Annotated in this window: 18 protein-coding genes and 2 pseudogenes; 16 read left to right on the forward strand and 4 right to left on the reverse strand. The window is 36.6% G+C overall.

The genetic code is table 11. The annotated features are described in order from the left end of the window. Positions 1–395: 395 nt before the first annotated feature. The 3 genes from CPS_RS08920 (at position 396) to CPS_RS08930 (ending at position 5,120) form a co-directional block, all read left to right on the forward strand. The gene (locus tag CPS_RS08920) at positions 396–1,439 is read left to right on the forward strand and encodes a porin (RefSeq protein WP_011042834.1); all 1,044 of its coding nucleotides are present in this window, start codon (positions 396–398) and stop codon (positions 1,437–1,439) included. A 308-nt stretch (positions 1,440–1,747) separates the two neighbouring features. Then, positions 1,748–3,583, forward strand: coding sequence for an ATP-binding protein (locus tag CPS_RS08925; RefSeq protein ID WP_011042836.1), 1,836 nt, complete (start codon positions 1,748–1,750; stop codon positions 3,581–3,583). 175 nt (positions 3,584–3,758) lie between these two features. Next, complete coding sequence (locus CPS_RS08930; protein ID WP_011042837.1) at positions 3,759–5,120, forward strand: sigma-54-dependent transcriptional regulator; 1,362 nt, start codon at positions 3,759–3,761, stop codon at positions 5,118–5,120. A gap of 137 nt (positions 5,121–5,257) precedes the next feature. On the opposite strand, the gene sbcB is transcribed toward CPS_RS08930, so the two are convergent. Further along, positions 5,258–6,721, reverse strand: coding sequence for an exodeoxyribonuclease I (sbcB, locus tag CPS_RS08935; RefSeq protein ID WP_011042838.1), 1,464 nt, complete (start codon positions 6,719–6,721; stop codon positions 5,258–5,260). 132 nt (positions 6,722–6,853) lie between these two features. Between sbcB and CPS_RS08940 the strand changes: the two genes are divergently transcribed. The 13 genes and pseudogenes from CPS_RS08940 (at position 6,854) to CPS_RS24340 (ending at position 17,977) form a co-directional block, all read left to right on the forward strand. Next, a complete protein-coding gene (locus CPS_RS08940) occupies positions 6,854–8,026 on the forward strand; it encodes a tyrosine-type recombinase/integrase (RefSeq protein ID WP_011042839.1) in 1,173 nt (390 codons plus the stop codon). Between the two features lie 18 nt (positions 8,027–8,044). Further along, the gene (locus CPS_RS08945; RefSeq protein ID WP_011042840.1) at positions 8,045–8,851 is read left to right on the forward strand and encodes a hypothetical protein; all 807 of its coding nucleotides are present in this window, start codon (positions 8,045–8,047) and stop codon (positions 8,849–8,851) included. Positions 8,852–8,925: 74 nt separating this feature from the next. Beyond that, entirely contained in the window at positions 8,926–9,186 is a 261-nt protein-coding gene (locus tag CPS_RS08950) for a helix-turn-helix transcriptional regulator (protein WP_011042841.1), read from the forward strand. Further along, complete coding sequence (locus CPS_RS08955; protein WP_041736865.1) at positions 9,183–9,401, forward strand: helix-turn-helix transcriptional regulator; 219 nt, start codon at positions 9,183–9,185, stop codon at positions 9,399–9,401. Before CPS_RS08950 ends, CPS_RS08955 begins: the two co-directional genes overlap by 4 nt. Before the next feature lie 222 nt (positions 9,402–9,623). Continuing rightward, positions 9,624–10,448 carry a YagK/YfjJ domain-containing protein gene (locus CPS_RS08960; protein ID WP_011042842.1) on the forward strand — a complete coding sequence of 275 codons (825 nt, stop codon included), beginning with the start codon at positions 9,624–9,626 and terminating at the stop codon, positions 10,446–10,448. 45 nt (positions 10,449–10,493) lie between these two features. Then, positions 10,494–10,820 carry a hypothetical protein gene (locus CPS_RS08965; RefSeq protein WP_011042843.1) on the forward strand — a complete coding sequence of 109 codons (327 nt, stop codon included), beginning with the start codon at positions 10,494–10,496 and terminating at the stop codon, positions 10,818–10,820. Positions 10,821–10,961: 141 nt separating this feature from the next. Next, the gene (locus CPS_RS08970) at positions 10,962–11,546 is read left to right on the forward strand and encodes a hypothetical protein (protein ID WP_011042845.1); all 585 of its coding nucleotides are present in this window, start codon (positions 10,962–10,964) and stop codon (positions 11,544–11,546) included. 130 nt (positions 11,547–11,676) lie between these two features. Continuing rightward, a pseudogene (locus CPS_RS22855) lies at positions 11,677–12,280 on the forward strand (IS66 family transposase). Positions 12,281–12,521: 241 nt separating this feature from the next. After that, complete coding sequence (locus tag CPS_RS23270) at positions 12,522–12,647, forward strand: hypothetical protein (protein WP_238383610.1); 126 nt, start codon at positions 12,522–12,524, stop codon at positions 12,645–12,647. 568 nt (positions 12,648–13,215) lie between these two features. Beyond that, a complete protein-coding gene (locus CPS_RS08980) occupies positions 13,216–14,688 on the forward strand; it encodes an NAD-dependent succinate-semialdehyde dehydrogenase (RefSeq protein ID WP_011042846.1) in 1,473 nt (490 codons plus the stop codon). Between the two features lie 58 nt (positions 14,689–14,746). After that, positions 14,747–16,026, forward strand: a pseudogene (gene gabT / locus CPS_RS08985) (4-aminobutyrate--2-oxoglutarate transaminase). 185 nt (positions 16,027–16,211) lie between these two features. Next, positions 16,212–17,567: an aminotransferase gene (locus CPS_RS08990; RefSeq protein WP_238383600.1), complete on the forward strand. Its 1,356-nt coding sequence runs from the start codon at positions 16,212–16,214 to the stop codon at positions 17,565–17,567. A gap of 236 nt (positions 17,568–17,803) precedes the next feature. Further along, the gene (locus CPS_RS24340) at positions 17,804–17,977 is read left to right on the forward strand and encodes a DUF3422 family protein (protein ID WP_011042849.1); all 174 of its coding nucleotides are present in this window, start codon (positions 17,804–17,806) and stop codon (positions 17,975–17,977) included. A gap of 157 nt (positions 17,978–18,134) precedes the next feature. Here the strand turns inward: CPS_RS24340 and CPS_RS08995 are convergent, their stop codons facing one another. The 3 genes from CPS_RS08995 to CPS_RS09005 all read right to left on the reverse strand — a co-directional run bounded on the left by CPS_RS08995 (position 18,135) and on the right by CPS_RS09005 (position 21,032). After that, positions 18,135–18,839 carry a TorF family putative porin gene (locus tag CPS_RS08995; RefSeq protein ID WP_011042850.1) on the reverse strand — a complete coding sequence of 235 codons (705 nt, stop codon included), beginning with the start codon at positions 18,837–18,839 and terminating at the stop codon, positions 18,135–18,137. Positions 18,840–18,943: 104 nt separating this feature from the next. Then, positions 18,944–20,272 (reverse strand): APC family permease, encoded by a 1,329-nt coding sequence (locus CPS_RS09000; RefSeq protein ID WP_011042851.1) that lies wholly within the window; start codon positions 20,270–20,272, stop codon positions 18,944–18,946. 13 nt (positions 20,273–20,285) lie between these two features. Beyond that, positions 20,286–21,032 (reverse strand): carbon-nitrogen hydrolase family protein, encoded by a 747-nt coding sequence (locus tag CPS_RS09005; protein ID WP_011042852.1) that lies wholly within the window; start codon positions 21,030–21,032, stop codon positions 20,286–20,288. Between the last annotated feature and the right edge of the window lie 147 nt (positions 21,033–21,179).

Raw genomic sequence — 21,179 nt, forward strand, 5'->3', positions numbered from 1 at the left:
GTATCGATATCCACCCATAAAAAAATGACTATGTGTGGAAAGCCGCCAATTAGCATACCGCAAGAAACTTGAAAGACTTATTGCTAATGGCCCTGTTCATTTTGGGGAGTAGTGGCTGATCGTCCTCCTTTATCTCTTGGTTTTAAATACCTTATTTTTTCATTATGGGGGGATTTCTATATACGCTAGTAAGTCTTGGGGGTGATATCCCCCCCAAACATTGCCCCTGCGAAGTTTTTATTTTTAATGTAAGTAATTGTTATCTTATTATTTATTTTTATCTGGAGCTTTACAAATAAATTGGCGTGAACATTGCGATAACAAACTGTCGCCTTAACGTAATCATCGTTGACGATTTATAAAGATAATAACTTCTTAAAATAAAGGGGAAATACATGAAACGTGTTCAAGTGAATAAAACAAGCAAACTATTTTTTTTAAACGTACTGTTATTAAGTTGTGCAAGCGCAAATGCAAGTGATGTTGAGAGTTCATTCTATGGCTCGCTCCGTTTAGGTGCCGACTATGTTGATAGTGGTACTTCTGATGATGCTGCAAATGGTAGAGATTACTTAAGTCGGATTGGTGTTAAGGCTGAAGTTCAATTGGCTGACGGTTTAACAGGTGTAGGTAAAGTTGAGTATGGTTTACGCGGGGATGATGGCGTTAATTTCAATCAAAACCAAAAAGCCGGAATGCGACAGATATATGTTGGCCTTAAAGGAAAGTTTGGTACTGTTACCTATGGCTCTCAAACCATTATATGGCATCAGTATGTGCGCAGTGCTTATTTTTCTGATGGATTAGACTCATTACGTCAAGGCGCTATTCGTGATGATGATATGCTGCAATGGCAAAAAACTTACAATAATTGGAAATTTGGTGCAGCTATTCAAACAGAGAAGCAAGATGGTGATTCTATTGATCAATACCAAGTAGCAGCACAATATAAAAACCAAAAATTGAAACTTCAAGCAGCATTAGCAGCAGACCAACAGGGTGAAAATACCGGTAATTTATATGGCTTTCGTGCTTGGTATGATATTTCAAAAGCGTTTACCGTATCAGCCTTTTATCATTTAGCTGAAGAAGATTTTGATCTTTATAAAGGTAACTCTTCTGGTAACGTGAGGTTAGTCTCAGCAGAAGAATCTGGTAAAGTAGGCGGCGTAACCGCATGTGTTGATGAAGATCGTTCAACTGTAGGTTTATATGGCAAGTGGCGTCAAGACAACAATCAAGTCCATGCTAGATATGCGGTAAACTCTTGTGACATAAAAGGCGATGTTAGCTCTATTAAAGTTGAATATATTCGTTACTTCTCTAAGAAGTTTCGCATGTGGGCATCATTTGAGCAGTTAGATAATGATACAACACGTTTACCTTCAACAGGAGAAGACATGTCGGAAGCACAAGTAGGTGTAAGATTCGATTTTTAACAACCTAATTGAGTGAAACCAAATACAATATTTGATATGGAACCAAGTGTTTGTTGCATATCAAATAGCTGATGTATATACCCGTTCCATTTGAAGATGCTCGTTTCAGGAAGCCTAAGCAAAGGGCTGGTTTAGAAACGCTTTATGCTGGGTTATTGATTTCGACAATAGAATAACTATTCTCTTTAATCAATGCCTTGCCTAAAAGCATTTATAATTCCAGCTGAAACCTGCATCTTCAGGTAGTTTGGGTATAATACCTGATAAAATTAATGAAACTGCTATTAGTTTATTCATAAGGTAAAATTGTGGTCTATCAAGGACAATCAGAGCGTAAAAATTATATTGTCGCCACTGTTGCAGTGATTGGCCTAATCCTGACTATTGAACTGACCCAAATGATAGGTATGAGCAATGCCTATCAACAAATGCACCAACAATCGAGTCAGCAGTTATCTAATTTAGTGGGTTACATTGACAATATTCTCGGTCGCTTTGACAGAATCCCCAAAGTGTTATCGAAACACCCCTTACTGTCGCAAGCCTTAATCTCACCTAACGAACAATCAAAAATAACCAAACTCAATCAGTTATTAGCAGATATTAGAACGATGACTCAGGCGTCAGATATTTACCTTATTGATAAAAAGGGTATTACTATTGGGGCCAGCAATTGGCAATTGCCTAATTCATTTGTTGGTATGAACTTTATGTTTAGACCCTATTTTCAAGATGCGCTAAAAGGTAAACTTTCCCATTACTATGCTGTAGGGTTAAGTAGTGGTAAGCGGGGCTTTTATTATGCTTACCCTGTGGTAGTTGATGGTGTTATTGCCGGTGTTATTGCTTTAAAAATAAGTATTGCAGATATTGAAGAACAGTATAAAAAAACGGTATTAAATGATAGCTTTAACTTCTTAATCGTTGCACCCCATGATGTGGTCTTCATTTCAGATAGACCAGAATGGCGGTTAAAAACTATTGGTAACTTATCTAAAGCAAAACAGCTTAATTTAATTGCAGAAAAACGTTATACCGATAAAGAGATATCCTCACTTAACGTGGAAGATATCTCAAATCACTATCTTCCAAATGACCTTGGCAGCGAGTTATTAGAAGTTACTTCAAATACAGGGTCTGAAGAAGTTTTTGCGCTGAATAAACTGATGAAAACGGCTAATTGGCAAGTTCATTTGTGGAGCTCTGTAGCACCAATGAAAAAGCAGCAAAACTTATTAATCATCCTCAGTGCTAGTGGTTATTTATTGATGGTGTTTTTGCTGTTATTTACTAATGAACGACTTAAAAATGCGCGAAGACTTAAGCAATCTCAACAGTTATTAGAAAAAAAAGTTAAAGAACGTACGTCTGACTTAAGTGCGAGTAACGTAAAATTACATGAGGAAATAGCGCAACGTCAGCAAGCACAAACTCAAATGAATAAAATGCGGGATGAACTAATTCAATCAGAAAAGCTGGCGCTCATAGGTAGTATGTCAGCGAGTATTAACCATGAAATCAATCAACCGTTAACAGCCTTACGAAGCTATTCAGAAAATGCGTTGGCGTATCAAGAACGTAGTATGACAGACAAAGTAAAAAACAACCTGTCACTCATTATTGGTTTAGTGGATCGACTCAGTGATATTGTCAGTCAATTTAATAGCTTCTCTAAAAAAAGCACCGGTGTTGCGACTGCCGTTGATGTTCAAATGAGTCTGATGGCGGCGATGAGTATTGTAAAACACCAAGCTAAAGCCGCTAGAGTAGAATTTACTAGTAAACCTTGCTTAGAAACTGTACATGTTTATGGTGATGCTATTCGGTTTGAACAAGTGCTGGTTAACTTATTAAGTAATGCCATACAAGCGCTTAGTGAACAAGAACACAAACAAATAATTATTTCTGTGTCTGACGTTAAAGAACACGTTATCATTGAAATACGAGACAACGGACCCGGTATTTTAGTTGATAATATCGACAGAGTTTTTGAAGCCTTTTTCACCACGAAAGAAAACTTTGGCTTAGGTTTAGGTTTATCTATCTCGCACCGAATTATTGAGTCAATGCAAGGTCAACTTAACGTAAGTAACCACCCAGATGGCGGCGCTATCTTTACCATTAGCTTGCCTGTAAACAGGTAATATCATTCCGCTTAATTAAATGATTAAAAATTGTGTAGGGAAAATTGGTGAGAACAAGGCGTTTGATTGAGCAATAGCTGGCTATTGGGATTGAAAACAACGCAGTTATCGTCAGTTTTAACCAGAAAGATTGATCAGATAGTTATGCGGATTGGTATAACGTAAGGAAATTAATATGGAAACGGAAAAATTGGGTGTTGTCTTTGTTATCGATGATGAAGAACATATTCGAAGCGCTATTGAGCAAACATTCGAATTAAGAAATTTTGAAGTGCAAACCTTTTCACAAGCGCATCAATTACTTAATCAGCTAAGTGATACTTGGCCTGGCGTGGTTATTAGTGATATTAATATGCCTAAAATGGATGGACATCAGTTGATGGCTGAGGTCAAAAATATTGACTCAGAGTTATCCACGATTTTACTCACCGGTTTTGGTGATATTTCAATGGCAGTAAAAGCAATGCGCAATGGTGCTTACGACTTTATTGAAAAGCCATTTAATAATGATGACCTAGTTGATACGGTTAAAAGAGCGCTAGATAAACGCTCTTTAGTGCTTGAAAATAGGCAACTCAAAAAAGAAATAGAAACACATTGTTTACCAGGTCCCAGAATATTAGGGAATTCGCCTAACATTGTGCAAATGCGCAATATACTCAATCAAGTGATGGATGCACCTGCAGATATAATGATCGATGGTGAAACCGGTACTGGAAAAGAGTTAGTCGCTCGTTATTTACACGACCATAGTATTCGAAGAGATAGTAATTTTGTTGCACTTAACTGTGGTGCAATCCCAGAAAATATTATTGAAAGTGAGCTATTTGGTGCGGAGAAGGGCGCTTATACGGGCGCTGATAAAAAACGCATTGGTAAGTTTGAATACGCTAACGGTGGTACCTTGTTTCTTGATGAAATAGAAAGTACTCCAATGGCCTTACAAGTCAAACTCTTAAGAGTATTAGAAGAAAGAAAAGTGGTTCGTTTAGGTGCTAACGAAGGTGTTGAGCTTGATGTCAGAGTGATTGCTGCGACCAAGGTAGATTTATTAGAGTTATGCGAGCAAGGTTTGTTTCGTGAAGATCTATATTACCGTTTGAATTTAGTAAAAGTAGATATTCCTCCCTTGAGAGAACGTATTGAAGATGTGCCTTTGCTTTTTTTACACTTTGCTAGAATAGCTTCAGCGCGTTATAAAAAAGAATTAATTCCATTATCACAAGAGCATAAAGCACAACTGTTAAGTTATGGCTGGCCTGGCAATGTAAGAGAATTACGTAACTTGGCTGAGCGTTACATTTTATTGGGTGAGGCGGCAGCGTTTAATCTTAAAAAGAATACCAGCGCTAATTCAATGAACAGCAGTATGGGCTTGACTCAACGGGTTGAATTTTTTGAGAAGTTTCTTATCGAGGAAGCGTTGGCAAGTAATGAAGGCTGTATTAAAGACACCATGGAAGAGCTCAATTTAGCCAGAAAAACACTCTACGATAAAATGAAAAAATATGAATTAGAGCGAACAACTTACCAATAAACTGGGTTAATAATTCAGTTAATCATTTTAGTAAATAGTTCAGTTGATAGCTAAGGTTAACTGTTCTGAGCAGCTTTTGATTATTCTGCTCGAGTCATAGCAGAATAATCAATAGTAATAGTTACTTTGAAAGAGAGTTACCCTTGCAAGAATTCATACAAGGCTTTTAATACCGACATTTTTGCTTTATCAGTTTCATGCTCATGGGCTAGATTTTCAATCTTCATCATGAACTCATCAAGTGATAAAATACCTTTCCCGCCATATTGCAGTTTGTTCTGACAATACTGCTGCCATTTCTGTTGTTCTTCTGTAGATAGCGTGTACGGGTAGTTTCTTGCTCGATAGCGAAACAGTAATACACTTAAACGCTCATCTTGAAATTGAAATGGATGATTAGCTAGTTGCTCAGGTGATAGACCACGTAAAATATCCATTTGCGCTTTATCACTATGACTAAAGAAACTGCCACCATATAACGCTTGCTCTGCATCTACGTCATCATTATCAAAGTCTGATGTGGCAAAAACATCGCTTAATTTATCTCTTAGTTCAGCATGCTTTCTCAATAGAGCTAAATTATCTAAGCAAACATCGCGCGGTATTGCTAAGCGCTCTGCGTTTTCTGGTAGTAACGTTTTAGCTGGCGCTATAACAGGGCATTTATTGACATGAATAAGTTTTACTGGAATTGGTAGTTCATCTGGCGCTAAATCGTCATAACGGGTATATAAACGCGCTTTAATCTCTTCACTGCTAAGCGTTAATAAAGGTGATATATCTCGTGCTAAATCGACACAGATCACCGCGTTTTTATTAACTGGGTGGTAACTTACTGGCGCAAACCAACTGGTGCAGCCATGAGCTGATGATACTTTGCTCGAAGTATGCACAATAGGTGTCATCTCTGCGGTATTGATCAAATCTTTCACTTGATTTTTATTCTTCAAGTTAAAGATAAAATCATAAAGTTTTGGTTGTTTTTCTTTGATCAATTTAGCCATTGCTATGGTGGCGTAAACATCACTCATCGCATCATGGGCCGCTTCATGACTGATGTCATTTGCTGCCGTTAATAGCTCTAAACGGAAACTGATGACTTCTTCACCATCGCGCTTAACGGTTGGCCAATTAATGCCTTCAGGACGAAGTGCATAACAAGCACGAACCATATCTATAATATCCCAGCGACTATTTCCATTTTGCCATTCACGTGCATAAGGGTCATAAAAGTTACGATAAAGCAGATAACGAGTCACCTCATCATCAAAGCGAATACTGTTATAGCCAGCAACACAGGTATTGGGCTGAGTAAATAAAGTATGAATACGTGCAGCAAATTCAGCCTCAGACAAGCCTTCACGTTGCGCTTTTTGTGGCGTGATACCTGTAACTAAACAGGCTTCAGGATGTGGTAAGTAATCAACGGGCGGCGTGCAATAAAACATTTCAGGCTCGCCAATGATATTTAAATCGAGATCAGTACGAATGCCGGCGAATTGAGACGGTTTATCAAATTTTGGGTTTATTCCCCAAGTTTCATAATCGTGCCAAAGGATTGATGGTTGTTCTGTGTTGTTCTGAGATGTTCTGTCTTGCATGTTTATCTCTTTATTCTCAAGGGTTACACCGAGTTTGCTGTTTCAGTGTGTTTATATTTGTTTCACTGTGATAAAATTTTTAGTGCACTAAATTGTGCATCAAATAACTTTACTTTGTGACCAAATATAATTATGGCTTTGTCCGATACCAAACTACGAAAAATAAAAGCACCATATAATGGAGAGGCAGAACTAGCCGATAGAGATGGTTTATCTGTAAGAGTCAGTCCTAAAGCACTAATAACTTTCAATTATCGCTTTAGATGGGAAGGTAAGCAACAAAGAATTAAACTTGGTCGATATCCAGGCTTGAAACTAATTGATGCAAGAAAAAAAGTTAATGAATATCGGCATAATTTAGATGAAGGTCTAGACCCAAGGGTGGTTCAGAATGAAAGTCGGAGCCACAATTTATTTGGTGATATGTGTGAAGCATTCATGACTAAGTATGTTATGACAGAATTACGGCCTAAAACACAAACATTATATAAATCTACTTTTAATAAATATGTCACACCTTATAAAAACATTGATATTGAACGATATAAATATACCGATTGGATCGCTTACTTTGATTGGGTTAAAAAGGAGTCCAGCTCAGCTAATGCAGGTAGTGTTTTAAAACGATTTAAAGCTGTAGCGAATTGGGCGAAAGCTAGAGGTCAAATCAAACATTCTCATTTAATTGATATCCCGATAAAAGCAATTGGTAGTCATCAACAAAAAAGAGAACGTTGCTTAGAGTGGGATGAGGTCATTGGCTTATGGCGACAAATAGAATCAAGCAAATCAACACCGCAATGTAAAACCTGTATCCAACTTCTTTTATTAACGGGTGCAAGAAATGCTGAAATCCGTGAAGCGAGAAGGGATGAGTTTGATTTAGATAAAAACATTTGGCTTTTACCTCCAGAAAGATCAAAGACTAAAAAACAAGTTCGTCGCCCATTGAGTACTGGAGTAATTGAGCTAATTAATAAGCTCGATCTTATATACGGCCAAGACCGAGAATATTTAATCGCTGGCGATATAAAAGGTAAGCCGTTAACTACGCACGCTGTGAATCGTTTTGTGCAACGCATGAATAATCATTTGAAATATCCACATTTTGTACCTCATGACTTTCGCCGTACGATAGTCACTAGATTAAGTGAACATAAAGTTGAATTACATGTTACTGAAAAAATGCTAGGTCATGAATTAGGAGGGATTTTAACTCGTTACAATAAACATGATTGGATTGATGAGCAACGCGAAGCTTATGAATTATATTGGCAGAAAGTCACACTATTGTTAAAAAACTAAATTCAGACGGTATTACGTATGTATAAAAATATCAAAAAAGAGCACTTAATAAATTGTGAAAATGCACCTCTTTCAAGTAATGGCTCGGGCGACCCTAGTGTCAGAGATTATTTAAATGAGGTTGGAAAAGAAGTTATTAGATTAACAAGTCTTGGTATTAAGTTAGTAAATGATTTTGATTATATGGATGTACTAAATGATGTTCCTCCTCAGTCAGTTCCAACATCATTAGGGTTAGTTAATAATGTTTTGAACATAGTGAAAGATAACAATAATATCAAAGACTCTTTATTTACAAAGCTGACACTTGGTATAACTTCCCCTGCTCATAACTTAGATAGCGTACTTCAAAACTTAGTTGTTCTTAAAAATACAGATGAACTTTTCTGTATGAGTTTTCATCACTTAGGTCACGCAATTGGCTTATATAACAAAGAAGTTTTACAGGAAACCTACTATAGAACAGGTAAAAAGCAAGTTGAGTCTGGTGTTCTATCAAATCAACAATATATGAAAGATCACTGGGCAGCTTTTAAAGTTACAAGTATTATTTTACGAGAATTTTACAGTAAGCTCGAAAATCGAGGTTATAAGCCAAACCTAGTCATTGATAAAATAGAGATACTTTGTTTAGAAAATGGAATTATGTATCCAGAGAGTAGAGAAGGTAAAAAGTTTACTAGAGTGATTAAGGTAGTATTGAAAGGGATATTTAAAGGTGAAAGCATCAAAGGGCCAGCTAAAAAAGCTTATCGAAGCTTAAGTATTAGTGACTTCTCACTTAATTATACAAAATATCTTAAACCATATATAAATACCCCATGACCCCCTCATGGGTTATTAACTCCACTTCAATTGTAAATAATTCCTCTCGTATTCCCACTTAAACGAGAGACAGCATGATTGAACAATTACAAACACCATCCCAAGATTATGTGGTTAGAGAGAAAACTCTCGAAGCACAAACAATACCTACAGACTATCTCATAAGAGAAAAAGAGCGCGAAGCACTGACAACTTTGGGAAGAACTCAAGCTTGGGTATTAGAGCAGCAAGGTCTATTTCCAAAACGTCGAAAACTTTATGCTGGCGGAAATATAAATGTTTGGTTGATGAGCGAGATTTCAGAGTGGATTCAATCAAGAGAATCTGTGCAATGAAATATGATAAAGCTCCAATAGAGCAATATATTGAGGATAAATGTATTTTAGGCAAACCTGAGCTGCAAACTTTAGTCAAAAAATCTAAACCAACACTCCACCGTTGGATCAGAGAAGGGAAGTTCCCAAAACCAAGCCTTATTCAAGGCGGTAGATCTTATTGGTACTTTTCAGATTATCAAAAGTGGCTCAAATCTATAACAATACAAAAGTGATTAATAAAGCAGGCGCAGCCTGTTTTTTTATATTCATAAATGAGCCACTTTGAGCCAATAATTAGCTTTCTTTATAGATGGTTTAATCGGTTTTATCCCTTAAAAAACATGATGTACAGGCAGGTTGTTGTATTTATCTAAAGCGGTATTTAAATAATATATACGCCAACTTATTTCCAAATACAAGCACTTATTAAATCATCACGATAGTTAATTCAGATAATGACAAGTAATCATAAATTAAATCAATTTAAATATAAAAGTCATGGCTATAATATTTACTCATTTAAAGAGAGTGGTTATAACAGCAAAGCCTTAAATAATATATTTAAACTATGTGAATCTATGCTTTTTGCTTATTCAAAAGTATTTCTCTTTAGAATAGATTTCCATGTAAATGAACACTCACCTAATAATCAGTTAGTTTCTAACTTCCTGGCTAACTATATAAAGCATTTAGAAAAGATATATCAGTGCAAAGCTAGTTATATTTGCGTTAGAGAACAAAACATATCTGCAAAACAGCATTATCATTTAGCATTTATCTTAAGTGGTCATAAAGTTTGCTACCCAGATAAAATAACTAAAGATTGTGCATCAGCTTGGAAAAGGCATAGTTCAGGTTCAGTACACTTTCCAAAAAAGTGTTATTACATGATTAAACGTGGTGATAAAAGAAGCATTAATCCATGCATATATCGCCTTAGCTACTTTGTGAAAAACCATTCTAAAAATCTAAACGGCACGGCTAAAAGCTATTTAATGAGTCGTATTAAAAATGCGAAGCTTTTACCTGAGTGTGATTACTTATTTGTAGAACCTGAGGTTACCTTAAAAAATAATCAAGATAGAAATAACGGCTTAGTTAATGAGGGGAGCGAAGTTGATGACAGTTTAACTGCAATACGGCGAGGACAACCAAAAAGTAATATAGCGCCTGTAATCGTATCTGATGAATTTGTGCAACGTTATCAAATTAAAGCTTTAGTAAATGAAATAATAAATGAAGACTTTGATATAACCATAATTATATTCAAACCGCCGTAAACACTGGTTTGCTTTTTTATTATGTCTAATTTACTAGGAGTTATTATGCCCAGAGGTGGGAAACGTGAAGGTGCTGGCGCTCCTAAAGGTAATCAAAATGCTTTAAAGCACGGTGGTCGTGCAAAGGTATTATATGGGGTATCGCTTGATCAAGAGTTACGAAGATTTGAGTACCGTGCTTTATGTATGGAGCAGTTGGAGGCAATTAAAAGACAAGATGAATATTGGGGCTCTACTTCAATATTATATTTGAAACATAAAGAAAGATATAAAGGTGCCATATTTTTCCAAGAAAACTTAAACAAAAGTAAGGCTTATTACAATTTAGGGCACAAGGTACTGATGGCATACGCATCAAGTATATTGAAATAGAGTCTTGAAATTTATAATGCTAACCAAACAATCAAAACATTTTAATTCTAATTTTTTCAATCAGTTAAGTCTTGTTGGTTTTTGTGATCAGTTTTATATGTTTGATCACGTTGATCAACTCTAAATAATAATGAGGTATATATGGATAAGTGGGGCAGTATATTGAGTACTTGGAATAGAGTTTGTGTTCCAGAGCTAAAGTTAGAACCGTATAACGCTAAAACAGTTTTTGATAAAGGTGTTTGGTTTGATTTAAAAAACAATAAGAAGCAAATGAACTTTAATTCAGGACCTATTGACGAAACAGTTTGCTCTTTATTGAGCTTAAAAGGCCTCGAACAAGAGTTTATGATAGCTTTTAAACTCCTATGTTTTGTGAAAATGTACGACTCACCTGCTGCTACTAAAACACATGAAATAGTAACAAAAGTACTATCTAAAAAAGGAGTACCTATTGTGGGTGAGTGGAGAAGGAACGCTCGTTGTGTTTTACCAATTGCATTTCATGGATGGGACTATGGTGTATTAGCTCCTTATAGGTTGAATGAAATACGAGATGTTGCGGTACTTGTAGAACAAGCTGCAAAGTTGTGGTCTGGCTTAGCGAATACGCTTTCATTGTTGGATCCACCTCTATTGTTAACAGATAATACGGATGTAAATGTATCATTATCTAATACTAGAAATGGACAATGCCCATTGAGATGTTATTTTCCTGCTTTATAGGACAATAACATCGAAATAACTGACTAATTAAACATGAGGATTAGCTAATTTTTCTGTGGCGCTATGGGGCACAAAGCGACTTAGAGTATTTACCTTGATTCCGTTGAAAATCATTCCCGCTAAAATCAGAATGATAAAACATAAGCAATTTAAATACGCTTGTCGACACTGTGAGCATGAAGCGCTGACTAGTAAAATAATAACTGTACCTAAACTAGCCCAGCTTATTCCTGGTAGCATGGCTAGTTCCGAAACCTTGTCGGCTGTTGTTACCGCCAAATACTGTGATGCACTACCACTTTATCACTTAGTTGATATCTTTGAACGCGGCTGTTTAATCATCTCCAGAGGAACGCTAGCCAACTGGTGCATTAAGGCCGGCATACTCATTAAGACATTAGTGAAAGCAATGCAGCGCCACTTGCTTAGTGTGCATAATTTATTCGCGGATGAAAGGCGTGTACAAGTCTTAGATGAAGGTGAAAATCCAAGAAATTCACAAATGAGGGTCTATCGTAGTAATGAAGTAAGCAAACAAGTAGTGGTTATTTACGACTATCAAGCGGGTCGTAGTTGTGCTCGTACAGAAGACCTTCTCGCAGGTTATCAAGGATATTTACAGTGTTTATGAAGGTATTGAAAGCGTTATTCCTGTGGGCTGTTGGGCGCACGCCAGGCGTAAATATGATGAAGAATTAAAAGCAATGTCGAAAATAAAGGCCGTGCGCATATAGCCATTAGCTTTATCAGTCAATTATATAAAATAGAAACTCATGCGAAAAACAACAAGTTATCCCCACAAGCGCGGCATCAACTATGGCAAGAAAAAGCACTGTCGATATTAACACAATTCAAAAAGTGACTTGATGAAGCCACTGATAAAGTGACCGCGGGAAGTTATATTGGCAAAGCGATAAATATAACTTCAACCAGTGGCATAAACTTATTAGGTACGTTGAAGATGGTCACTTAGGCATTGATAAAAACATCACTGAACGAGATGTCCGGCCGTTTACTACGGGCAGAAATTATGTGCAGTTCCCCGTTAAGTTGCTTTGCATAACTATCTTTAATCCTATGATAAACCAAGGTATTCACTAAAAATGGTATCAACATAATACGGGATATTCTTGCTAAAAGGAGTTATCCCATGCTGAAATCATACATTCATACATTCAAACATCACAAGTTGTATTAGCTAAAAAATATATTAGAAACAAGTATGTACACTTACATTCGCTATTTAGAGAATAATGGTTGTCTGACCATAACGGCTCATGATTATTTTGGTGCTGTTATACATTTTGCCTAATGGCGATGTCAGCAAGCTCGTTCATGTACTGATGTCACGATTCAAGATAAAGTAAAACTTCTCGATGTACACCTACCAAATTGTACGTATCTTGAAATTTATCCAAAGAATAAAAAGACCAATGCGGCTGCATTAACACATTGGTTTAGAGAAGTAGCTTAATATAGTAAAGCTGAGTCATATTTCAATGTTTAAAGCAAATTAATTGCGGCATTTAGGCGCTATCTTCAAGATGTTGTAGGTTTATCCCTCTCCCTTAATGTTTGGTCTGCTTAAAACATAGTGTTTAATGTTTTGTATTTAACCTTTGTTCATTTTAGTTTTTAATATAAATATATTCAGTAGCGGAGGTTAATTATGCAAGAACATCAGGAATTAGGTTTACAAGATAACCAATTAGTTAGAAGTTTTTCGTATATCAATGGTCGTTGGCATAGTAGTGATTCATACATTTCAGTGACAAACCCAGCCAATGGCAAGGTGATTGCTCAAGTGAGCAATGCAGGTGTTGTTGAAACCGAACTTGCAGTAAAAGCCGCAAAAGATGCTTTAAAAATGTGGTCAGCTAAATCTGCTAATGAACGAGCTACGTTAATGAGAAACTGGTTTAACTTGATTATGGAAAATCAAGATGATTTAGGACGCATTTTAACTTTAGAGCAAGGTAAACCTCTTGCTGAAGCTAAAGGCGAAATTGGTTACGGTGCAGCGTTTATTGAATGGTTTGCTGAAGAAGGTAAACGCGTTTATGGCGATACTATTCCAGCTCCATCGGGTGACAAACGTATTATTGTTATTAAACAACCAGTAGGTGTTGTTGCGTCTGTTACCCCGTGGAACTTTCCAAATGCAATGATTGCACGTAAAGCTGCAGCTGCATTATCGGCGGGTTGTACTTTTGTTGTTCGTCCTGCAACACAAACGCCACTTTCTGCCTTAGCAATGGCTGAGCTTGCAGAGCGTGCTGGTATTCCAGCAGGTGTTTTTAATGTGGTAGTTGGTGAAGATGCTCACGGTATAGGTAAAGTATTAACCCAACACCCTGATATTGCTAAGTTCACTTTTACGGGCTCAACCCCTGTGGGTAAAGCGTTGATCAGTCAATGTGCTACATCAGTGAAAAAAGTTTCAATGGAACTTGGTGGTAATGCACCTTTTATTGTATTTGATGACGCTGATATTGATGCGGCTGTACAGGGCGCCTTAGTTTCAAAATACCGTAATGCAGGTCAAACATGTGTTTGTACTAATCGTATTTTTGTACAAAAAGGTGTTATTGAACAATTTACTAAAAAATTCACGTCTGCAGTTGCGGCATTAGCAATAGGTGATGGTTTAACTGATGGCGTTAGTATTGGTCCTATGATCTCAAGTGATGCGGTCTGCGATGTTGAACTTTTAGTGAAAGACTCAATTACTGCAGGTGCAATATTAGCTTTAGGTGGTGAGCGAGACCAAGCAGGTGATGCTTTTTATCAACCGACTATTTTAACCAATGTTACAAATGATATGCCTATTGCCAAAAATGAAATTTTTGGTCCTGTTACCCCGATTATTTCTTTTGAAGATGAAGATGAAGTTATCGCTATGGCAAATGATACTGAATATGGCTTAGCCTCTTATTTTTATGCGAGAGATATTGGCCGAATTTGGCGGGTTGCAGAGGGGTTAGAGTATGGCATGGTAGGTATTAACGAAGGCATGATTTCAAATGCGGCAGCACCTTTTGGCGGCGTTAAGCAATCAGGTAACGGCCGTGAAGGCTCAAAATATGGCTTAGATGATTATTTAGAAATCAAATACTTGTGCATGGGTGGCTTAGGTAAATAGCCATTGTATATCAACGTATTTTGATAAAATTTTAAATATAAATAACTAGGTTATTAAAATGAAAAATGCAAAATTACAAACGAGAAAAACTAAAGTAATCGCACGTGGACAAGGTAATGTTTATCCCGTTTATGTTGATCATGCAAAAAATGCAGAAATTTGGGATGTAGAAGGTAAGCGTTATGTTGATTTTGGTACAGGAATTGCAGTATGTAATACTGGTCATAGCCACCCTAAAGTGATTGACGCTGTTAAAACACAAATTGATAAGTTTAGTCATACTTGCGTAATGGTTAACCCTTATGAAGTTGCTGTTGAATTAGCTGAAAAGCTTACGTCTATTGCTCCGGGTGATTCAGAAAAGAAAGCTATTTTTGTTTCTACTGGCGCTGAAGCCGTAGAGAACTGCGTAAAAATTGCTCGTGCACATACAGGCCGTCGTGGTGTTATTGCCTTTAATGGTGGTTTCCATGGACGTACTAATTTAACGATGGCATTAACCGGTAAAATTACACCTTATAAAAATTTATTTGGACCATTTCCTGGTGATATTTTTCACGCACCGTTTCCTATTGAATGTCATGATATCTCTGTTCAAGACTCACTAAAATCTGTTGAAAATTTATTTAAAGTTGATATTGCACCGACTGATGTAGCGGCAATTATTATCGAACCTGTTCAAGGTGAGGGTGGTTTTTATTCGGCACCAACAGAGTTTTTAGTTGCTTTGCGTAACATTTGTGACGAGCATGGCATTGTTTTAATTGCCGATGAAATTCAATCTGGTTTTGGCCGTACCGGTAAAATGTTCAATATGGAATATTCTAATGTTGAAGCTGATTTAATGACTATGGCAAAGGGGATTGCAGGTGGTTTCCCAATTGCTGCAGTTGTGGGTAAAAGTGAAATAATGGATGCTCCATTACCGGGTGGCCTAGGTGGAACTTACGGTGGCTCTCCTGTTGCTTGTGCTGCTGCCTAGCGGTATTAGAAATCATTGAAGAGGAAGACTTAGTTCAGCGCTCAAACGAGATTGGTGCTATCTTTAATGAAAGGTTAACCGAGTTAAAAAATCAATATCCTGATCTTATTTTTGATGTGAGAAATAAGGGCGCGATGATCGCAATAGAGTTAATCTCTAATGGTGATTTAGGCCAACCGAACACGACATTAACTCAAGCGATTATTGCTAATGCTGCAAAATATGGTTTAGTACTATTAGCCTGTGGTTTTTATGGTAATGTTATTCGCTTTTTACCTGCGCTAACAACAAGCAATGAATTAGTTGAAGAAGGCTTAACAAAGTTCACTGAACTTTTTAATGAACTTGCTAAATAACATTTAACTTTCGCCTTTCCTGCCGCCCTTTTTACGCCTAATTAAGAACAACCTATCTAGGCAGGTTAGGTTTTTTATACATATAATGAAGAAGTCATTCACCAATAGAAAGATTGGCTTCTTATTACACAAAATTGATTACTTGCATTAATAGCTTGCAGTATTCTTGTAATAAGTAGGGGAAAATGATGAATTCAATAATATATCCAACAACAAATTTTAAACACACAGCAACATTAATTATAGAACGTGGCGATGGTGCTTATGTGTATGACAGTAATGGTAAACAATACTTAGAAGCATTAGCGGGCTTATGGTGCACATCATTAGGTTATAACAATCATGAATTAATCGAAACGGCCAGTGAACAAATGAGCAAGTTGTCCTTTTCTCATATGTTTGGCGGAAAAACGCATCAAGTTGGCATTGACTTGGCAGAAAAACTGTCAGCTATGGTGCCAGTAGAAAATGCTAAGATATTTTTTGGTAATTCAGGCAGCGATGCCAATGATACTCATATAAAGATGTTACGTTATTATTTTAATGCTATTGGTAAACCACAAAAATATAAAATTATTGCGCGCGAACGCTCTTATCATGGCGTCACGGTAGCATCAGCCTCTTTAACGGGGTTAAAACCTAATCATACCCATTTTAATCTCCCTTTTGATGCTCTTGGTGTATTGCGCACCGATGCACCACATTATTATCGCAATGCACTGCCTAATGAAAGCGAAGCTCAATTTATTGATCGTATTGTTAATAACCTAGAGCAGTTAATACTACTAGAAGGTGCAGACACTATTGCTGCATTTATTGTTGAACCAATCACTGGTGCAAGTGGTGTAATCGTGCCACCAGAAGGGTATTACCAGAAAGTTCAAGCGGTTTTACAAAAGTATGACATTCTATTGTGGGCTGATGAGGTAATCACGGCATTTGGCCGAACAGGTAATGACTTTGGCTGTAAAACAGTTGGTATTGAAAAACCAGCCATGATGACCTTAGCTAAACAGTTATCTTCTGCTTATATGCCTATTAGCGCTTCGGTGATCCGTGGCGATATGTATGATGCAATGGTAGAACAAAGTGCTCAGGTAGGGGTTTTTGGTCATGGCTATACTTATTCAGGGCATCCTGTCTCTTGCGCTGTAGCCTTAAAAACACTCGAGATTTATCAGCGAGAAAATATTTTTGACCATGCGGCAAAAATTGGTGCTTACATGCAAAAACGCTTACATGAATTTATCCATCACCCATTAGTGGGTGAAGTACGTGGCAAAGGCATGATTGGTGCAATTGAGCTTGTGGCAAATAAAAAAACAGGACAAGCTTTTCCTGATGGAACGGTAGGAAATTTCGCAATGCAGGCCTGTCAGAATAACGGCATGATATGTAGAGCGGTAGCGGGATCATCACTGGCTTTTTGTCCACCTTTAATTGTTAATAAATCTCAAATTGATGAAATGATTGAAAAAACTGCTAAGTCTTTAGATCAAACACTTGATTTTGTTGTTCGAGAAGGCCTCTTGGTACGTTAATAAAATAAGTTATTCAGTTCTGTGCGTTAGATTTTTCTAGCGCATTATTTTATGAATATTGCTATGAATCAATTTACAGATGAAGATAAAAACAATTAAGGCTCATTGATCACCGACCCCTCTTTTAGCAAACAATATAGGCATTTAAATAAACATCCGTATTTTAGTCAAAATTATGCTGATTTACATGCTCGTCCATTTCCTAATTCAGTATTACCTTTGCGTGTATCACAATTATGTTTTTACACCAATATGGCGATAGCCATGTAGCTGAACTGATTCACTTACAAGAAGTTTGTCAACGATATAGTGTAAGTCTACCTGCCAATGATTCAGTTTGTTTTTACCAAAAAATTGGCGAGTTTGAAATTCGATGGGAGCGTCATATTGAGTTTAGTAGCTATACTTGAGTAATGCATTGATAAATTTATTACTAAGCTCATCAATGCATTTGCGTCATTTTTAGGAGAGTAAGTGACAATTTCCTTAAATTATTTATTTACATAATAAGGTTGATGTAAACCTTATTATGTAAAATAAAATGTCACCGTTTAATAGAGATAGTGCTTAAAAACTTCTAGAGATAGTTAGTTGGACAGTATCATCATTTCGGAATGCACCAGTATCTACTTCATCACCTGACTCCATTGAAGTGGCAATGTATGCTGCGCTTAGATCTAATCCGTAAACTTGTCCTGAAAGGCCGATTGAGTAGTCTTTATAATCATTAAAATCGCGAATACCATCCCAATACTCCCCATACGTATAGCCTGCATGTAAATCTAAACTTATATCTTCAGTAATAGGATAACTATAATCAACTGATAAATATTGAGCTGATTCACCAGAGTTTACCCAATCATTAGATACAGCATAGAGTAATGAGATTCCTTTATAATGAAGCCCTAGGTCAAGTTCCAAATAATCAATGTCCACCCCATTATAACCAGGATATTGGAAGTAAAACAAAGTAGCGTCATAAGTTATTTGATCATTGATATTACCGCCATATCCCACATAGTAATCAACTTCTAAACTTGCATTTTCAGTTGGACCAAAATCTACATTACTACCCCAAACGCCTACAAAAACGCCATTCTCAAAAGCAAGATCTATACTTCCTTGAACAGCTGCGTCTCCTGCTGTTTGAGAAAGACCACGAAAGCGGTAATCGTTAGTGAAAGAAATAGTGCTTGATAACTCTTCGGCTTGTGAAGCAAATGTTGTTAGTGCCAATACAGAGATGCTTATCATTTTTTTCATATATTTCATGATTTATCCTTTAGTTTTATATTGTTATAGTTTTTGTGTTTTTGGGAAAAAGAGGAACATGATTTGTTGCTTTAACAAATCATGTTTTAGTCATAATGAGTGCTCTAACTTTCTTTGATATCCATTTTAAGTTTCTGACCTTTTGTAATTAAGTAGGCTAAGTAGCACAAACCAATCGCAAGCCAGATACAACCAAGCATTACAGCATTACTATCTAGGCTAATTAGTAGCTTCATTACTGCAATAGTACCTATTGAAGGGAATACAATATGGATAAGGGTTGCACCTAGCGTTCTCTCATTTTTTTCTAATTTAAAGAACTCACTGAATGCACTCATGTTAACGAAGATAAAAGCGATGAAAGCACCAAAGTTAATGAAAGATGTTGAAGTTGCAACATCCATTTTTAACGCGAGTAACCCGATGAAACCAACCATTAAAATTGTCATATAAGGTGTTTTAAATGTAGCGTGTAACTTGCCGAATATACCTTTAGGTAATACGCCATCTCTACCCATTACATACATTAAACGTGATGCACTAGCTTGAGCACTTACACCTGACGTAAATTGAGCGATAATAAGAGTTGCAACAAAAATAGAAGAAAAAATCACGCCGCCAACTTGCTTAGCAATATCTGCTGCTGCGGACTCTGCTGCGAAAACGCTTATATCAGGGAAGGCACTATTAAGTATATAAGAAGATGCTACAAAGATAATTCCACCAATTAAGGTAACTAACATGATTGCTTTTGGCACATTCTTTTTCGGGTTTTCAGTTTCTTCAGCCATGGTTGATACAGCATCAAAACCTAGGAATGAATAACAGGCAATAGCTGCACCAGAAAATATAAGGGAGAAGTTACCACCAGTAAAACTGTCTGTACTTGGGGCTGCAATAACACCACCTGAAGCATTTATGTACATCACCGCTAACGCACAAAAAGCAACGATAACTACGATCTGAAGTAGCATTAGCACAAGGTTGACCTTTTTGGCTACATTGACACCAATTAGATTGAGTACAGAGGTAACGACTATGAATGAAAGAATCCAAAACCATTCAGGAATGCCTGGAGCCATCGCTTCTAGATAAATACCACCTATTAGCCAGATAACCATTGGTAGAAATAGATAGTCGAGCAATATAGTCCAACCGACAAGAAAACCAATTCTGTCACCAAAGACTTTGGTAACATAGGTGTAAGACGAGCCTGCTGAGGGGTATTTATGTGCCATTAGGGCATAACTTCCAGCCGTAAATAACATCGCGATTAATGCAAATAAATATGAGCTGGCAACATTTCCTCCTGATTCTTCATAGAGTACGCCATAGGTACCAAAGACAATCATGGGGGTCATATATGCCAAACCAAATAGTACTAAACCAAACAGGCTTAGAGATTTTGTGAGTTGTAATTTATCTTCTTTCATAGTGGATGTGCCTCTACAGTAAATTAATATAGTTATAGTTATTTCTAGATTGTTCTATTTCATTTAGATCTATTGTTATTGTTGTTATTTCTTGGTTTGAACTTAGTTTTTTAATTATTTCTCCTGTAGGAGATACGACAAGGCTTTCGCCAACAAAGTCGCCCCCATGACCCGAGCCAACACGGTTACATGTAATAACAAAGCATTGATTTTCTATGGCTCTGGCTTGAGTAAGTACATAATGAACATTTCCATATGGATGCATATTTCCATTAGGCATAAATATGACCTCGGCTCCTTGTTTTGATAGCGCCCGTGATCCTTCAGGAAACTCAAGTTCAAAACAAATTTGAGCACCGTAATTTGTTCCATTAATATCAATAATTGAGTGATGGCTACCGCTTGAAAATATCCCTACATCATCAAGCCAAAGTTTAGATTTTCTGTGGTTATGTATAACTTTTGAATTTTTTATAAAAAAGCATGAGTTATAGAAGTTTTGGTTGTGTTTTTCTATGTGCCCAATGATTATTGTTGCTTGTGTATTTCTACTTGCTGAAAGTATTTCCTGGAAGTACGTTTCAGACTCTTTCCATAGAGCGTCAATGTTTTGGTTTGTAGGAAACCCAGTGAGAGATAGCTCTGGGAATATCATAAAGTCTTGACAAATTTTATTGTCATTTATCGATTCTATGATTGCTTTTGAGTTTATCGATATATCATAATCGATGATTTTTATTTGATTAATTATTATTTGCATATAAAGCTCTGTATGTTTTATTAGATACTTTTTAATTTATCTTTATTGGCCTTGTCCATTAAATATAGTTTGAGGAAGAAGAGGTTTGTATCGTTCAGTTATGCAATGGACTAGGTATTTATACCTACGTAATAGGTGTTGATACCT

The sequence above is a fragment of the Colwellia psychrerythraea 34H genome (genome assembly GCF_000012325.1).
Taxonomy (GTDB): Bacteria; Pseudomonadota; Gammaproteobacteria; order Enterobacterales; family Alteromonadaceae; genus Colwellia; species Colwellia psychrerythraea_A.

Excerpts from the sequence above, each read along its gene's own strand:
- CPS_RS08920 (WP_011042834.1), top strand. The coding sequence starts at position 396 with ATGAAACGTGTTCAAGTGAATAAAACAAGCAAACTATTTTTTTTAAAC.
- CPS_RS08930 (WP_011042837.1), top strand. The coding sequence starts at position 3,759 with ATGGAAACGGAAAAATTGGGTGTTGTCTTTGTTATCGATGATGAAGAA.
- sbcB (WP_011042838.1), bottom strand. The coding sequence starts at position 6,721 with ATGCAAGACAGAACATCTCAGAACAACACAGAACAACCATCAATCCTT.
- CPS_RS08940 (WP_011042839.1), top strand. The coding sequence starts at position 6,854 with ATGGCTTTGTCCGATACCAAACTACGAAAAATAAAAGCACCATATAAT.
- CPS_RS08945 (WP_011042840.1), top strand. The coding sequence starts at position 8,045 with ATGTATAAAAATATCAAAAAAGAGCACTTAATAAATTGTGAAAATGCA.
- CPS_RS08950 (WP_011042841.1), top strand. The coding sequence starts at position 8,926 with ATGATTGAACAATTACAAACACCATCCCAAGATTATGTGGTTAGAGAG.
- CPS_RS08955 (WP_041736865.1), top strand. The coding sequence starts at position 9,183 with ATGAAATATGATAAAGCTCCAATAGAGCAATATATTGAGGATAAATGT.
- CPS_RS08960 (WP_011042842.1), top strand. The coding sequence starts at position 9,624 with ATGACAAGTAATCATAAATTAAATCAATTTAAATATAAAAGTCATGGC.
- CPS_RS08965 (WP_011042843.1), top strand. The coding sequence starts at position 10,494 with ATGCCCAGAGGTGGGAAACGTGAAGGTGCTGGCGCTCCTAAAGGTAAT.
- CPS_RS08970 (WP_011042845.1), top strand. The coding sequence starts at position 10,962 with ATGGATAAGTGGGGCAGTATATTGAGTACTTGGAATAGAGTTTGTGTT.
- CPS_RS08980 (WP_011042846.1), top strand. The coding sequence starts at position 13,216 with ATGCAAGAACATCAGGAATTAGGTTTACAAGATAACCAATTAGTTAGA.
- CPS_RS08990 (WP_238383600.1), top strand. The coding sequence starts at position 16,212 with ATGATGAATTCAATAATATATCCAACAACAAATTTTAAACACACAGCA.
- CPS_RS24340 (WP_011042849.1), top strand. The coding sequence starts at position 17,804 with ATGTTTTTACACCAATATGGCGATAGCCATGTAGCTGAACTGATTCAC.
- CPS_RS08995 (WP_011042850.1), bottom strand. The coding sequence starts at position 18,839 with ATGAAATATATGAAAAAAATGATAAGCATCTCTGTATTGGCACTAACA.
- CPS_RS09000 (WP_011042851.1), bottom strand. The coding sequence starts at position 20,272 with ATGAAAGAAGATAAATTACAACTCACAAAATCTCTAAGCCTGTTTGGT.
- CPS_RS09005 (WP_011042852.1), bottom strand. The coding sequence starts at position 21,032 with ATGCAAATAATAATTAATCAAATAAAAATCATCGATTATGATATATCG.